The organism is Tenacibaculum sp. E3R01 (assembly GCF_003318185.1).
GTDB lineage: Bacteria > Bacteroidota > Bacteroidia > Flavobacteriales > Flavobacteriaceae > Polaribacter > Polaribacter halocynthiae.
The window spans coordinates 66,514-82,148 of sequence record NZ_QOCC01000008.1; the positions used below are offsets into that span (position 1 = coordinate 66,514).

General features: G+C 28.0%; 16 protein-coding genes and 1 tRNA gene. 6 read left to right on the top strand and 11 right to left on the bottom strand.

The genetic code is table 11. The features are described from left to right. Window positions 1-82 precede the first annotated feature (82 nt). The 4 genes from DS884_RS01180 to DS884_RS01190 are packed head-to-tail and all read left to right on the top strand — an operon-like array spanning window position 83 to window position 1,805. The gene (locus DS884_RS01180) at window positions 83-475 is read left to right on the top strand and encodes a DUF5367 family protein (RefSeq protein WP_113785465.1); all 393 of its coding nucleotides are present in this window, start codon (window positions 83-85) and stop codon (window positions 473-475) included. Beyond that, window positions 472-957, top strand: a complete 486-nt coding sequence (locus DS884_RS01185; RefSeq protein ID WP_113785466.1) for a DUF1772 domain-containing protein — start codon at window positions 472-474, stop codon at window positions 955-957. Before DS884_RS01180 ends, DS884_RS01185 begins: the two co-directional genes overlap by 4 nt. 11 nt (window positions 958-968) lie before the next feature. Further along, window positions 969-1,178 (top strand): hypothetical protein, encoded by a 210-nt coding sequence (locus DS884_RS18760; RefSeq protein ID WP_317047315.1) that lies wholly within the window; start codon window positions 969-971, stop codon window positions 1,176-1,178. Between the two features lie 57 nt (window positions 1,179-1,235). Further along, entirely contained in the window at window positions 1,236-1,805 is a 570-nt protein-coding gene (locus DS884_RS01190; RefSeq protein WP_317047316.1) for an NmrA family NAD(P)-binding protein, read from the top strand. Between the two features lie 396 nt (window positions 1,806-2,201). Here DS884_RS01190 and DS884_RS01195 read toward each other — a convergent pair whose 3' ends face one another. The 3 genes from DS884_RS01195 to DS884_RS01205 all read right to left on the bottom strand — a co-directional run bounded on the left by DS884_RS01195 (window position 2,202) and on the right by DS884_RS01205 (window position 5,095). Beyond that, complete coding sequence (locus DS884_RS01195) at window positions 2,202-3,539, bottom strand: hypothetical protein (protein ID WP_113785467.1); 1,338 nt, start codon at window positions 3,537-3,539, stop codon at window positions 2,202-2,204. A 145-nt stretch (window positions 3,540-3,684) separates the two neighbouring features. Beyond that, window positions 3,685-4,743 carry a tyrosine-type recombinase/integrase gene (locus DS884_RS01200; RefSeq protein WP_113785468.1) on the bottom strand — a complete coding sequence of 353 codons (1,059 nt, stop codon included), beginning with the start codon at window positions 4,741-4,743 and terminating at the stop codon, window positions 3,685-3,687. Window positions 4,744-5,021: 278 nt separating this feature from the next. Further along, window positions 5,022-5,095 (bottom strand) — tRNA-Met (locus DS884_RS01205). Window positions 5,096-5,201: 106 nt separating this feature from the next. On the opposite strand from DS884_RS01205, the gene DS884_RS01210 reads away from it, so the two are divergent. Beyond that, a complete protein-coding gene (locus tag DS884_RS01210) occupies window positions 5,202-5,585 on the top strand; it encodes an START-like domain-containing protein (protein ID WP_093871886.1) in 384 nt (127 codons plus the stop codon). A 98-nt stretch (window positions 5,586-5,683) separates the two neighbouring features. Continuing rightward, window positions 5,684-6,520, top strand: a complete 837-nt coding sequence (locus DS884_RS01215; protein ID WP_093871885.1) for an aminotransferase class IV — start codon at window positions 5,684-5,686, stop codon at window positions 6,518-6,520. Here the strand turns inward: DS884_RS01215 and DS884_RS01220 are convergent. From DS884_RS01220 to DS884_RS01255, 8 genes are all read right to left on the bottom strand, one after another. Next, window positions 6,517-7,074 (bottom strand): YqgE/AlgH family protein, encoded by a 558-nt coding sequence (locus DS884_RS01220; RefSeq protein WP_093871884.1) that lies wholly within the window; start codon window positions 7,072-7,074, stop codon window positions 6,517-6,519. The genes DS884_RS01215 and DS884_RS01220 overlap by 4 nt on opposite strands. A gap of 72 nt (window positions 7,075-7,146) precedes the next feature. Beyond that, window positions 7,147-7,896, bottom strand: coding sequence for a LytR/AlgR family response regulator transcription factor (locus DS884_RS01225; RefSeq protein WP_113785469.1), 750 nt, complete (start codon window positions 7,894-7,896; stop codon window positions 7,147-7,149). Window position 7,897: 1 nt separating this feature from the next. Further along, window positions 7,898-9,895, bottom strand: coding sequence for a histidine kinase (locus tag DS884_RS01230; protein WP_113785470.1), 1,998 nt, complete (start codon window positions 9,893-9,895; stop codon window positions 7,898-7,900). Window positions 9,896-9,970: 75 nt separating this feature from the next. Further along, on the bottom strand, window positions 9,971-11,059 hold the full coding sequence (locus DS884_RS01235) for a hypothetical protein (RefSeq protein ID WP_113785471.1): 1,089 nt from the start codon (window positions 11,057-11,059) through the stop codon (window positions 9,971-9,973). A gap of 3 nt (window positions 11,060-11,062) precedes the next feature. Further along, a complete protein-coding gene (locus DS884_RS01240; RefSeq protein WP_093871880.1) occupies window positions 11,063-11,278 on the bottom strand; it encodes a hypothetical protein in 216 nt (71 codons plus the stop codon). A 160-nt stretch (window positions 11,279-11,438) separates the two neighbouring features. Further along, window positions 11,439-13,634: a PepSY domain-containing protein gene (locus DS884_RS01245; protein WP_199488174.1), complete on the bottom strand. Its 2,196-nt coding sequence runs from the start codon at window positions 13,632-13,634 to the stop codon at window positions 11,439-11,441. A gap of 11 nt (window positions 13,635-13,645) precedes the next feature. Next, window positions 13,646-14,137: a DUF2271 domain-containing protein gene (locus DS884_RS01250; RefSeq protein ID WP_113785472.1), complete on the bottom strand. Its 492-nt coding sequence runs from the start codon at window positions 14,135-14,137 to the stop codon at window positions 13,646-13,648. Window positions 14,138-14,139: 2 nt separating this feature from the next. Next, on the bottom strand, window positions 14,140-15,633 hold the full coding sequence (locus tag DS884_RS01255) for an ankyrin repeat domain-containing protein (protein WP_113785473.1): 1,494 nt from the start codon (window positions 15,631-15,633) through the stop codon (window positions 14,140-14,142). Window positions 15,634-15,635: the final 2 nt, after the last annotated feature.

Consider the following 15,635-nt stretch of genomic DNA (forward strand, 5'->3'; position numbering starts at 1 on the left):
TCGAATAAATCATAATTCTTTCTGAATAAGTCGCTGTTTTGCAATGGCTATAGATTTGCATCATAATTAAATATCAAAAATTATGAGCAGCAATAAAATACTTAGCATTGTATGTGCCAGTATCGTTTGGGTTTTTGGCGTTAGCTTTTACCTTCTTTCATTTTATATTCCCATTCTAGAAAATCCTGAACAACAAGCTACTATTGTATTAGTATTTGCCATTATTCCTAGTGCCTGTTTTGGAACTTATTTATTCTATAAAAAAGGGAGTATGAAACCATCTACATTGGCACTAACATTTGTATTTGTAGCAACAATATTAGATGCATTAATAACAGTGCCAATATTTGTAATTCCCAACGGTGGCAGTTACTCAGAATTCTTTGGAGACCCTATGTTTTTTACCATTTTGGTTGAGTTTTACTTCATTGTATTGTATATCGGAACTTATTTAATCAAACAAGAAAAAGTATGAAAACAGTAACTCTTTTTATAACAGTTTTATTAAATGCACTTTCTGCAGGTCTTTTCTTTGCTTGGTCGGTCTCGGTAATATTAGGAACAAAAAAAGTAGGAGATTTTACTTACTTGGAAACCATGCAGAATATTAATAGAGAAATCTTAAATCCAGCGTTTTTTATACTTTTTTTTGGAAGCTTAATAGCATTGATTATAACAAGCTACTTACAGTTTAATACTAAAACAGTGTTTTGGTTGGTGTTGGCATCAACAATCATTTATTCTATTGGCACATTTGGCATTACTGCTCTTGGAAATGTTCCTTTAAATAAGGAGTTAGACGCATTGAATATTAACAAATTAAACCTATTAGAATTAAAAAGCTTTAGAAGCTATTACGAAAGTACTTGGAATCATTACCATAGCATTAGAACAATTTCAGGAATGATTTCATTCGTCCTAGTATTAATAGCAACATTTATTCACAAAACAAATTAAAACAATTCATTATGAAATCAAATATTTTAGTTATTGGAGGAACCGGAAAAACGGGTCGCCGTGTAGTACAACATTTAAAAAACAAAGGAATAGAACCTAGAGTAGGGGCAAGAAAAGCATCACCAAGTTTTGATTGGGATAATAAAGATACTTGGGTAGCGGCTTTAACAGGTGTCGAAAAAATGTATGTTAGTTATTATCCTGATTTAGCTGTTCCTTGAGCTAAAGAAGCTATACAAAGTGTAACCTATTTAGCTAAAGAATTAGGAGTTAAAAAAATGGTATTGCTTTCTGGAAAAGGAGAAACTGAAGCAGAAGCTTGCGAAAAAATTGTAATTAATTCTGGGATAGATTATACCATAGTTAGAGCCTCTTGGTTTAATCAAAATTGGAGTGAAAGTTTCTTTTTAGAGCCTATTTTGTCTGGTGAGGTGGCATTACCAATGTCAGATGTTTTAATACCATTTGTAGATGTAAATGATATTGCTGAGGTTGCTGCTACAGTTTTACTTAACGATTCTTATAATGGTGAAATTATTGAGGTAACAGGACCTGAATTAATTACATTTAAGAATGTTGTTGACATCATATCAAAGGTTAGCGATAGAAGCTTACATTTTTACGACATCACATTAGAACAGTATGTTGAAGGTATGAAACAACAAGAAGTACCAGATGATGTTGTTTGGTTAATAGAGTATTTATTTAAGCATGTTTTAACTAACCCACAAAATCAGTTAGTGGTTCATGATATTGAACGAGTTTTAGGCAGAAAAGCAACAACATTTAATGAGTATGCCCAAGAAACCGCTAAAACGGGAATTTGGAATCAAGTTCTAACTAGATAGTTATTGTTTATAGATAAAATACTTTTAGGTTCGTTGCGGGAAATACGTGATTATTTTCCGTAACGAACTATATGAGGGTGTTAAAAGGTACTAGAAATGTTTAAGCTCTTCCACCTCTAACATAGCCTTAAAGCCTTCGTAAATTACTTTATGATTATCAACTACATGCACCTTCATTTCTTTCTTAATTTTTTTCTTAAACTCGAAACAAATGTAAGAAAGTCATTTATAAGCTCCTGTAAACAAATGTATTTACTTGCTGTAAACAAATCCCTAGTGTAGTTCAGGGAAAGCCCTTAGATGTTGGGGTTGTGGAATAAAAAAAACACCTTGGAGAAGGTTGGATTATATATACAAACTATTATTTCAATTTGAAGTATATTGATTCTTAGTAGCTTATTTTTTTTTAAATAGATTATCAATTAACTTTTTGAAAGAACCCTTTTTAGACTTCTTTTCTTCTAAGAGTAAAATAATTTTTTCATGAAAAACATTGTCCGATGAAGAAATATAATTTAACCTTTTATAAATATTTTCCAACCAATCATTCATTACTTTAAAATATTGTTCTCTTTCAATAAAATATTGATTATTAAAATTTTTATATTTATTGTTATTGAATGATTCTTTGGCAATATTTATTTTTTCTTTTATAAAGTTAATTTCAGATTCGAATGAAGCAGAAATTTCTTCAATAATTATCTTATAGTATTCATAATACTTTATTTCTTCGTTTTTTTTATTTTCTTTATTAAAATGAATTATAACTTCTTGTAGTATAGAGATATACAATCGTATAGATGGGTGTGAAGTTAAAACATAATTAGAGTAAGCAAGTCCAATTTTTTCAAAAACAGGTTCATTTATATGAACCAAAACCATATTTGGCTCATCTAATGTAAATTTATTAAAGTAAGAATTTTCAGCTTCTAAAAAATCTTTAAAAAAATAAAAATCGGGACTTAAATTTTTATCAAGCTCCATGATAAGGTATTTAGCTCCCTCTTTATTTTGTGCTTTACTCCATCTGTCTATTGACACATAATAATTTGACTTAAATATTGACCTAACTTGAGAAATAATTTTATTACCTCTCTCAATATTTACAATCTCAATTTTATCATTAATTGTTAATTTATTATTTCCCTTAGCAAGTAATTTATGAAACCTAAATAGCTCGGGATGATCTTCTCCTTCTTTTAATTTAATATCAAATACTAAATCCGTAATCTCAACTAGAGTAGCCCAAAAATGATGAGTTCTTGTTCTAAGTTGAATTTCAACAATTCTTACGTCATTAATTGGTTTAACAATTAAATGATAACTGACATACCCAGTTTCTCTTGGTGAAACAATATAATCAACTCTATCAATTACTTCAAAGTTTGGATTATTATCAAAATCTTCAACAATTTTATAAATCTGCGATATAGAATCTACAATAGATCTGCATCCAGCAATATCTTGCATCTTTGCAAAATCCATAGTTTTTTCACGATTTATTTTTCGAATAATTGTGTCAATTCTTTTTAAACGATAAACAGTAAGACTTCCTTTATAGTGATATTTACTACGTTTTACGAGAAAATCAAAAACTGTATTCATAGAGTTTTGGAATGAAACCCTATATTCTTGTAGTTTTTCTAAATCTTGTTTATCAACAATATTATTTTCTCGCTGATTCTTACGTATATTTCTACCTAGCTTTTTTATTTGAGACTTACTTATATTCATTTTAACACTATAGATTTTAATGTGCTAGTATTTATACTCTAACAAATTCAAAAGTAATAATTTATTAATCGTGAATTAGTACGTTAAAATGAGTTTGTTCTAATTAGTTTTTATCTCCGATTATTTGAAGTGATTTAGGTTTTAATTATTCACTCTCATAAAAAGAAGCATCCACATTTTTTAGTCTATTAATAGTTCGTTGCTTTTCGTTAACTGCATAATGTTCTTTCATCATTTTACTAGAGGTATGAGAGTTTAGTTTTTGAGCGTGTGCAATATCTAATTGTTCAGAAATTTTATCACCGTATAAATGTTTTAATGAGTAAAAATCGGCAGTTATATTCAATTGGTTTTTTACGTGAGTTTTCCAACGTCTGGTAATTTGCTCGTACCTGATAGGTTTTTTACCTTTTGATAGTCCTTTTGAAAATAAATAATCGTTAGGGTTTAGGGTGGTGGTATTTCCTTTTTGTTCATTAATAACCTCTAGCCATAGGTGAGCAAAGTTTTTATTTATGGGTTTTAGTACTTCTTTATGTTGTTGTCCTTTTTTAATGAATACCTTAAATTCAAGCTTGTTTATATTCACATCTTTTACTTGTACCTGAAGTATTTCAGATACTCTTGATCCGCTTGAGTAAAAGATCATCATAAAACGCCAAAAAGTGTAATACTTAGATTTTAAATGAAAATGCACTCGTTTTCTGTCATCTTCAGATAAAATTTCACGTAATAGTTTATCGGTTGTTAGCTTTTTAATTTTATAAGTAGGGTTGTGTTCCAAAACTTCATCTTCAATCATATCTCCAAATAAAGCACTTAATTGAGCCTTATACTTATTGTATTTATAGTTTGAAATATTCCTGGTTTCTTGCTGATGCCTTAGAAGTGCTTTTATATCTTTTCTTGCTATTTGACTTATAGATTTGTATTGCAGCTGCAATGCATGTATAGAAACCTTTAAAAATTTAACCATAGAAGTAATGTCGGTTCTATAGCTATCAGAAATTTTTTTAATTTTTAGGTAATACTCTAAAGAATCTATTAACGTGCTATTTTGATTAATGGAGTTTTTAACTTCCATATATTTTTTAGTAATAGGATTCCAGTTTTCGTTTACTAGTTTACTTACTAAGCCGTCAATTAAAATTTGTGTAGCTTCTCTTCGTTCGCCTAAAGTTTTGAAATCGTTCATCCCTTTCATGCGTATTCTTTTTCCTTTTGGATATTGTTCTTTATATAATGGATCAAAGAAATAATAGTAAATAACCCATTCTTTTAAAAGTGTTTCTTTACCTCCAGTTTTCTAATTTTTAGGAATAGGGGTAGGGTAAGTTGTTGAACAACCATTTGAAAGTGAAATAATTTTTTTCATTTTTACAATACATTTTGTCCCGTTTCTAGTCACGGCAGTTTAAAATGTAAATCTTGCAGGATTGTAAAAAACGAAAAACCCCTTATAAAATAAGGGGTTTTTAACTGTAGCGAAGAGCAGATTTGAACTGCCGACCTCAGGGTTATGAATCCTGCGCTCTAACCAACTGAGCTACCTCGCCTGATTGCGGGTGCAAAGATAGGAGTTTTTTTCTTTCACACAACAAAAAAAAACAATTTTTTTTAAAAGAAATATTTGTATATATTGGCGGACAAACAAAAAAATAAATGAGTAAAGTTAAATTTGAATTAGAGTTTCCAATTCATGCTTCACCAAGCATGTTATATCAATATTTAGCAACACCAGCAGGATTAGAAGAATGGTTTGCTGATAGAGTGAATTCTAGAGGTAAATTAATTACCTTCATTTGGGATGACTCTGAGGAAGAGGCTAAAATAATGGCCAGTAAAACTGACGAACGCATAAAATTTAAGTGGACAGAAAGTGAAGGTGATGAAAGTTATTTTGAGTTTAAAATACAAGTCGATCCTATTACTAAAGATGTAGCCGTGCTTGTTACTGATTTTGCCGACGATGAAGACGATGCGGAAGAGGCCAAAATGTTGTGGACAAACCAAATTGAAGAATTAAAACACACTATTGGGGCTTAATAGAAAAAAGCATTAAAAAAACTCGACAATTTGTCGAGTTTTTTTATGCATAAAACTTACTTAAATTAGTAAGTTTGCATTTGTAAAAAATAAGTATAATGGTAAACTTTAACGGAACAATTATATCACCTAAAGAATTGCAAATATCTCATGAAAACAGAGCTTTTAAATATGGAGATGGGGTTTTTGAAACGATAAAGGTTGAAAATAATAGAGTTATTTTTTTTGAAGATCACTATTTTAGGCTAATGGCTTCAATGAGAATGTTACGTATGAAAATTCCTATGGAGTTTACTCTTGAGTTTTTACAAGATGAAATATTAAAAACGGTAAAGGAAAATATAACTCAAAATACTAGTAGTAGAGTAAAGTTAACTGTTTTTAGAAAAGATGGAGGTTTGTATACTCCAAAAACTAATGAAATTGATTATTTAATAGATGTTAAGCCAATTAGTTTAGAAGAAAAGGATAGCTATACCATTGATTTATATAAAGATTTTTACAACTATTCGGGATTACTATCTACGGTAAAAACAACCAATAGAATGGTAAATACCTTGGCTTCAATTTTTGCAAAAGAAAATGATTTCGACAATTGTATTTTATTAAATGAGCGTAAAGGAGTTGTTGAGGTTACCAATGGAAATATATTTATAGTTAAAGGGAACACTATCAAAACACCCGCTTTAACTGAAGGTTGTATAAAAGGAGTAATTAGAAAAAAAATAATAGAGATCGTTACTAAACATCCTGATTTTACCATAGAAGAAACTACTATTTCTCCATTTGAAATTCAAAAAGCAGACGAAGTTTTTATAACAAATGCCATTGTTGGTATAACATCAGTTACGAACTACCGTAAAAAAACATTTGATAATTCAATTGCGCAAAAACTAAAAAATAGTTTAAAGGTTACTAGTTTAACAATGAGTTAATTTAACTGTACATCACTAGGTGCATTTGCCCATATTTTATATTCACCTCCTTTTTTTAGAAGCTGATCTTTCCAAAAGGTTTTGTTGTTAATTGCTAATATGTTAGGATATTTATTTTTAGAAATAAACCAAGAATTCGTGTTTAATTCATCATCTAATTGAGTAGGTTCCCATCCAGAATATCCTAAGAAAAAACGAATGTCACTAGGCTTTACTTTATGGTTATTAAGGTGTTCTTTTAAGTAATTAAAGTTACCTCCCCAATATATACCATCAGTTACTTCTACGCTATTAGGTAACAATTCAGGAATTTTATGAATAAAATATAAGTTATCCTGTTCAACAGGGCCACCTTGGTATACGGTGAAATCACAATTAATATCTGGAACTAAATCACTAAGAGTATAATGTAAAGGTCTGTTTAAAATAAAACCAACAGAACTCGTCTCTGAATGCTCAGTGAGTAATACAATAGCTCTTTTAAAAGAATTGTCATTTAAAATAGAAGGTTCAGCTATTAATAATCTTCCTTTTTGAGGTTTTAATACATCCATAGACTTGTATTTGGAATACCAATATAAGTAAAAATTAATAAAATTTTAACATAATTAATAAAATAAGTTAACTTATAGCTTTTGAAGTGCTTCAATAACTTCTGTTCGTTTACGAACTGATACAGGTACTGTTTTATTATTTTGTAACACAATGTATCCTCCGTCAGATTTTATAAATTCTTTTACGTACTGTAAATTAATAAGATGGCTTTGGTGAACTCTTATAAAACCATATTCTTTAAGAATGTCTGAAAAATATTTTAATGTTTTTCCTACCAATATTTTTTGATGATCAGCCATATAAAATTCTGTATAATTATTATCTGACTTACAATGCATAATATCATCTAAATTAACTACTATAATTTTATCTGATGAATGTAGAGAGATTTTTTTAGGTCGTTGGTTAGGGTGTGATATTGATTCTTGTAAAACTGTTAATTGTTCTTTATTTGGAATAATTTGAAGTTTTGCTTTTTCAATTGCATTGGTTAAATCATCAGTTGAATACGGTTTTAAAACATAATCAATAGCAGCAAACTTAAAGGCTTTTATAGCATATTCATCACTAGCAGTAACAAAAATTACTTTTGAGGTTAAATTTGGGTGAATTTCTAGGATATCAAAACCAGTACCATCTCCCAACATAATATCTAAAAATAAAATATCGGGCTGTTTTTTTCTGAGTAATTTAGAAGCTTCAACTACACTTTTTGCTGTTCCTATAATTTCTATTTCTGGATGTTTCAATTCTAAATCATTTTGCAACATCTCTAGTGCAGAAGATATATCATCAATAAGAATAGCAGTGAGTTTATTCATTTTAAAAATCAGTTTTTAAAGGTATTTTAAACCAAACTTTTGTTCCTTTTACAGTATCGTTTTCTATTATTTCATCAATTTTTATAGAAATATTAGAAGTTAAGTTCTTAATACGTTCTTTAGTAACTTTAATGGCTAAAGAAGCATGGTCATTTGTTTTTTTATTCTTTTTTGATTGATGAACGCCTATACCGTTATCAATAATTTCACAATGTAAGTAATTTTTAATATCATAAAACTTAATTGTTATTTTTCCTTCGCTAATATTTTTTATACCATGTTTAATGCTGTTTTCAATAAAAGGTTGAATAAGCATAGGTGGTATTAGAACTTCTTCAGCATCAAATGAAAGTTTCGTTTCTATACCATAAGTAAAGGTACTACTGCTCATTTGTTGTTCTAATGAAATGTAGTTTTTTAAAGTAGCTATTTCTTCTGATAAATTAACTTCTTCTTTTCTTGAGGTATTTAGTATAGAACGTAATAGATTTGAGAATTTACTAATTGTAGTATTTAAATCGTCAAGCTTTCCTGAATTACCCAAAGCTTTTATTCCGTTAAGCACATTAAAAATAAAATGAGGATTCATTTGAAGTTGTAAAGCCTTTTGCTCAAGAGAAAGTAGGTGATTTTCTATTTCTAGTTTCATGATTTTCTCTTTGTTTATCCTTCTTATTTTTTTGATGTATTTATAGGTAATATAAGAACTTAGTAGTAGTAGTAATGAAATAGCTAGCCATTGAAACCAATTTTTTTTATAAAAAGGTTTGTCTATATAAAACTGAAAATGAATAGGTTTACTTTCTTGTTTATTTGCTGTCTTTGATTGAACAGAGAAGGTATAATTACCTGCTTTTAAATTAGCAAGGTTTACAGAGTTATTGTTGGACCAAGGACTAAAATCACCATTTAATTTATAACGATAATAAACTTTTTTAGGATTGTTTATATCAATTGATTTATAAGTAAAAGCTAAATGGTTTTTTCCAGGAGGTATTTGTAAAATTCCTTTATAACTGTTAAAGTTAATACTATCAATAGTTTTATATACTACTTCAATATCTTCGAAAGAAATTAAAGGAATAGGGCTTTCTTTTTGAAGTTTGTTTTCTTGTTTATAAACTCCTTTGTCACTGGTTCCAATCCAAATGTTACGTTGGTTATCTTGAAAAATAGTAGAAATAGCATTGGTTTCAAGTGTGTTGTATTTGTTTATTTTTCTGATAAATGAGAAGTCTAAATCTAAAACTTCTATACCATTACTATTTGAGTATATCCAAAATTGATTATTAATCTTTTTAACTCCTTTGATATTTTTTGTAGTTGAATGTATTGTTTTAATAGTGTCGTTTATAATTACTTTTAAACCGCTATTAAATGTACTAGCAATTATTTGTTTATTATGAATAATAAGAGCTGTGTAATTAGCTAAATCTATTCTTTTAAGAAGCTTAGGATTTAATAAATCGTCAATTTTCCATAAAGCTTTTTGAGTGGCTACCCAATAAAAATTTCCATCGAATTGAATGTCGTTAATTGGGGTTAAATCTATTTGAAAATTAGTACGTAGAGGAGATAAGAAATCGTTTCGTAAACGATAAATACCCTTTTTAGTACCTAAAAAAACTTGATCTTTAATTTTTGAAATACAGTTAATTTTTTTGCTTTCAAAAATTTGAAATTTAGTATGTTGTTTAATAAAAAAGTTACTTGACGAACCTATTAAAAGGCTATCCTTATTAGGAGCTAGTTTAGTTATGTAATTAGTTTCTAAACCTTCTTTTCTTGAAAAAGTAATGTAGTTATTTCCGTCAAATTGTGTAATCCCTTTATTGGAAGCAAACCAGATGTAGCCAAGATTATCTTGTACTATATCGGTAATAGTATTACTAGGCAAGCCATCTTTAATGGTATAGTTTTTAAAAGTATTGTTTTGAGCAATTAATGATGTAGCTTTTAATAAAAAGAAAAAATAAATAATGTATTTTAAAAACTTCATATAACAAACTTACTTAAATTAACCGTTACTATTAAAAATAATATTCTCTTTCTAATAGTAACGGTTGTTAAACTTCTACTTCATAGCATACAAACGTTTGTTTGTTGTATCTGGTTTTACATGCTCTAAATCACCATAAGGTTTTGTAATAGGTTTTAAAACACATAATACGGTAGACATTCCTTTTAAAGTAAGTTTACTATTCTTTACTTTCCAAGTCCATCTAAATTTTTCAACAGGAATGTTTAATTCACGTACTTTATTGGCTAAATCTTCATCATTAGCAATCCAATCCATTACCTCTTCTTCCATAGTAAATGATGGGATATCATTATCAGAATTATGATAATCCAATTCAAGTTTTATAGGAACATTGTATTGTAAGGTATATGGTTCTCCTACGTAGCGTTCTTTTTCATTAGTTAATGCGGCAAACCATTCTACTTCTTTTTCATTTGGATATTTTCTAGCAATTTCTTTAGATAAATCTACTTTACCTGGTGAATTAGCTGTAGGGTAAAAAACATAAAAAGGTTCTGCTAAATAATGGTTTGTAAATTCTCCGCCAAAAATATTGTAGTACGGTGAAGCAATTATTTGTGGCGTTTTATCTGTGATAAAAGTACTTTTTAAGTTGTTTATTAATGCGGTGTTTTTTGCCAACTGATTTGCATGAAATATAATTTTAGTGTCATTTGTAATTACATTTTTCAATGTTGGTATATTTCCTTCATTAATGGATTCTTGTAATGATTCAGAAGTGATTTTTTTACCATTCACTACTGTCTCTAAATTCATACCTAACCACGGATTTGTTTTATTTACAATATGTACTTCTCCGTATGGGTTTGAAGTTGCGTTTGTATTTAACCACTGAATAATTTCTTCTAAAGAATATGCGTCTTCTATAATTTGGAAATTTTTATCTTTAAAAAAAGTTCTTGCGCCCGTATAAAAATTATCATCTTTTTTATCATATCCTGTAATAAATACGATAGGACTTCTGTGAACTACTTTTTCTTCTTTTTTTATGATATTTGTAGCAGTCTTTTCTTCTTTTTTGGTTGCGTTCTCTGCTTTTTTTGCATTGTTACAACTTGTAAATTGTCCAATTAACATTAACAATGCTACTGTCATTCCTATAGTTCTGATTACTTTTTTCATAATTTATTGTTTTAAGATTATTATTAAATTTTTAGATGATGAAAGGTTACTCGGTAATTGATTTAAAATTTTCCGTAGGTTTCTATCGGGTAACCAATTTCCATTCTCTTCTTTTTCTGTTTTTGTAATTTTCCCATCTCTGCCAATATGTATTTTTAATTGATGATATTTTTGTAAATACATATTTAATATTGCTGAATAACTATTTTCTAACCACATAACTTATTTGTTTTATACTTCAAATGTAGTTAGGGAATAGAGGTAAATATTGAGCTAATTAGAATTCGTTGGGATTAAATTAGAATTCGTAGTAAAGAGAAAAACCCTCTTTGTTTTTTCAGATAAAAAAGAGGGTTTTAGAAAGTATAATGAAAATTACTTAATAACAATCAGTTTTTATTTGATTAGATTTTTTAAAGTAATCTATAGGAGTATGAAGCTTAGTTACAGTTATTTTTTCAATAACTTTAAATGTTGCATTCATCATAGCAACTGAACCACAAATTAAAATACATCCTTTATTTTTTAGAACTGAAATAATCACCTCTTCATTTACTGCTATAATATCTTGAACATATTGTTTGGTGGTATTTTCTTGAGAATAGGCAATACGTAAGTTATGGAGTTGTTTTTTTTCTATTGAATCTTCAATGAATTTAGAATATATCTTGTAAGATTTTTCAGTTCTACCTCCCCAAAATAAATGTGTTTTTACTTGTTTGTGGTTTTCATGAAGCATTCCTAAAAAAGGAGCAATACCAGTACCGTTTGCTATTAAAACAATTTCTTTAGCTTTTTTAGGAAAGTGAAAAGAAGGATTTTGTTTTATAGACGCAGTAACTAATTCGTTTTTATTTAGAGTGTTTAAGTAATTTGAACAAATACCAAATTCATGTTTTTTGATACTTAAAAGTATTTTTTGATTCACTTTTCCGATAGAATACAATCGTTCAATATTATCTTCTTTTGGGCGGATAGATAATAAGTCTCCTGAAGTATATTTTATTTTTTTTGAAGGTTGTAAATGAACTAAAAAAGTGTTGTCACAATTAATATTTGTGTTTTCAGTCACAGCAAGCTTATATTGTTTATTTACTTTAAATACTTGTTGTTTTAGGTGTAAGTCGAGTTCGAATTTTTTACCTAATTCAATAGCCCAGTTTTTAAAAGCATCAAAAGATTGGTTGTTTATTTTATAAATAGGAAGAATAGGGGAGTAATTAGCTTGTTGTTGTAATGTTTGATTAACCTCAATTGCATATTCACAAAACTTTGGATAAGCCATAGAGCCAAAGCCTACAACTGCATATTTTATGGTGTGATTTATAGCGTCATTTTTAATTTTATTTAAAAATGTTTTCGCATTGCTTGGAGCTTCTCCTTCGCCATAAGTAGCAGTTAAAATTATCAAATACTTACAGTTTTTGTAAGTAGTATAGTTGTTTAAACTAGTAATAAATACTTTTTGTTTGTTTTCTAAAAGAGCTTTGTATAGTGAATTTGCAAATGAATATGTAGTTCCAGTTTCTGAACCAACAAGAATTACAAATTCAGCAGTATCTTTTTTTATGTTGTTTTTAGGAATTATGCTGTTTTTCTTCCTAGTGAAGGTCATTATAAAACCTGAATAGATGAAAAAAAGAATTCCTAAACAAGAAAGTAATAAAATACTTGCCCATATATAGGAACCTTTTCCGGTATGTAACAGTAAACTCCAATGTAAAAAAAAGCCTGTTAAATTAGTGCTTTTAGTACTTAAAATAGCTCCTGAATATTGATGAATAACTAATTCTTTGTTTTGTAATTTTAAAAGAAAGTAATCTTCTTCATCTTCTGAAAAAGGAAACTCGATACTTTTAACAGTACTTAGTTTAGTATTTTTAAATAACAGAAAATTTTCAGGAGAAATTATTGTAGATTTTTTTTGACCTTCAAAATCAATTGAATGATTAATTTTTTGTGAAGGTAAAAGAGAAAATTTATCTAGGGATAAATAAATTCCAGTAACTGTAATTATTATTATTGGAATTAAGGTGTACCTACCGATAATAATATGATAATATTGCTCAAAATTCTCTTTTATTACTTTAGAAAATAATTTAAGAAATCCACCTTGTCTTTTTATAATTAAAATAAGTCCTGAAACTGCAATTAAGCAGAGTAGAAGAGATACGAAACCAATAATAAATCTACCTGTTGATTTTAAAAATAAAGAACGATGTAAGTTGGTTGCAAATTTATAAATAGGCTTTTTCTTACTAGGCTTACCTAGCTTATTTCCTGTTATTGGATCAACATAAAAAGTATCATTATTACCTTCTTTAGTAATTACTGAAGTTTTTATAAAATCGTTCTCATCTATTTCAAGCGAGATAATTTCATCATATTTTTTGTGTAAAGAAATAATTGTTTCTGAAACTGAAATAGTATCTAAATTCTCAATAAAATAAGGTTCTAGTTTTTTAGAAATAGGTTCAAAAGCTAAAACAATTCCTGTTAAGGAAGCAATTAGTATAAAAAAGAAAGAAGATATAGCCAAGGTTAAGTGGCTATATCTCCATATAGAAATGGTCATTTTGTTAGCTTTTATTGAGGCATTAATCTTATGTATCTAATAAAGCCTTTACCTTCAATTTTGTTTTTAATATTTTCTGAAGTAAGATCAAATTCAATATCATTTTTATAGTACTCTTGATCTTCTACAGCTGATTCGAAACGTATTCGATATCCACTATTAATTTTAGCAGGATCTATTTTTAATAAACTAATAGTTCTGTTTCCACCACCAATAGTTGCACCAGTTACAGCATCTATATCTGTTCTAACTTTACCTTGAAATTTCCACCATTCAGTAATATCAGAATACCACTCATCATCATCACCTTGAACTCGAAGCGTTTCTATGTACTCTCCATCTTTTAATAGTGAAATAACAATATAAGCTCCTTCACCAGTATAATTTTTCATTTGAATCATACACTTGTAAGTAGTACTAGTAGTTATTTTAGTAAAGCTGTATAGGCTAAAAATTAATATTCCAAATATTAAAATATGCTTTTTAAAGTTTTGTATTTTCATAATTATTTTAAAAAGTTTAAATCTACATTTTTAGAAGTTAATACTTCATTTTCCTTCGCTAAATCATATACCGTTTCTCCAAAATCAGTTGTTATTTCTTTATTGGCATGTATACTTAATAAGTAATTTATAATCTTAGTGTTTTTAGCTTGCATTACAGCTTTATGTAATACTGTTAAGCCTTCACTGTTTTTTGCGTTAACATCAATTTTTAATTTATTAATTTCTTTTAGTAAATCAATATTGTTTTTACTTAAAGCAATGTGAAATAAAGAACTGTTGTTTTGTTGTTGCTCTTTAAGGTTTACACCATTGTTTATTAAAATATTCATTTTGTTTTTAAAAACTTTTGGGTCTTTAGTATTGTAACTTTTTACAAGATAATAGGCTAAAGAGTTTCCTTTGGTGTCTTTTACCAAAACGTCAGCTTTATTATTAATTAAATACTCTACAACCTCTAAAGAGTTTCGTTGTATTGCCATTGATAAGGCTGAATTTCCTTTCTTGTTTTTATGGTTAATGCTTTTAGTGTTTTTAGATAAAAGAGCAACAATTTCTAATGAATTTCTTCCAGCAGCATTAATTAAAGGGGTATTACCATTTTTATCTTCTTGATTTACATTTACTCCTTTATTTAAAAAATAAGAAAAAGTTTCAATGTCTTTATTACCGTAAGCTAAATTGTGAAGAGGAGTTTTTCCTTGTTTATTAGTAACATTAGCTTGTATTTCTAGTTTTTCTAAATACTTAAAAAAGGATAATGAATTATAGCCTTTTCTTGAACCTTGAGTGGCTAATAACATTGCATTACCATTGTTTTTGTTACGATTTTTATATGGTAATCCTCGTTTTATTAAAATATCTAGCATTTTTTTGTTTCCATTTTTAGCTACATAATTAAAAGCACCATTACCATCATTATCTGTACTTGAAATGTTTATTCCTTTTGAAATAAAATAATCAAGTAAAGAAAGGTCTTTTAAATGAGGGAGTAATAAAAGTAGTGCATTAGCACCATGTTCATCAACATCCGTTTTTATGTCAATGCCATTTTTAATACAAAGCTCGTAAACTTCTTTGTTTTTATTACCAGTAGCAGCAGCAAATGTAAGAACAGAAAAATTATGAGAATCTTTTAAATCCATACGTGCCTTTTGGGCTATTAAATACTTCATTAATTCAACATTATTTGCATAAGCAGCCCAAAAAATATAGGTTCTTTTATCGTGGGTTAGCTTATTAACATCATTTCCTTTTTTAGATAATAGATGTTTTATAACCTTATTAGATGTTTTTTCTAAAATAGCATAGACAACAGCATCAAATCCATACGGATTTAATGCTGTAGGGTTGTTGCTTTCAGTTATTTTTTGTTCAACAGTTTCAATGGTTGGATTGGTTTTCCAAAATTTTCTGTCAAAAAATTCGTTTTTAGTTTGAGCTTTTAAAATACTAGTAAGTACAATAAAAGCGAATATTAATTTTGTTTTAAACATTT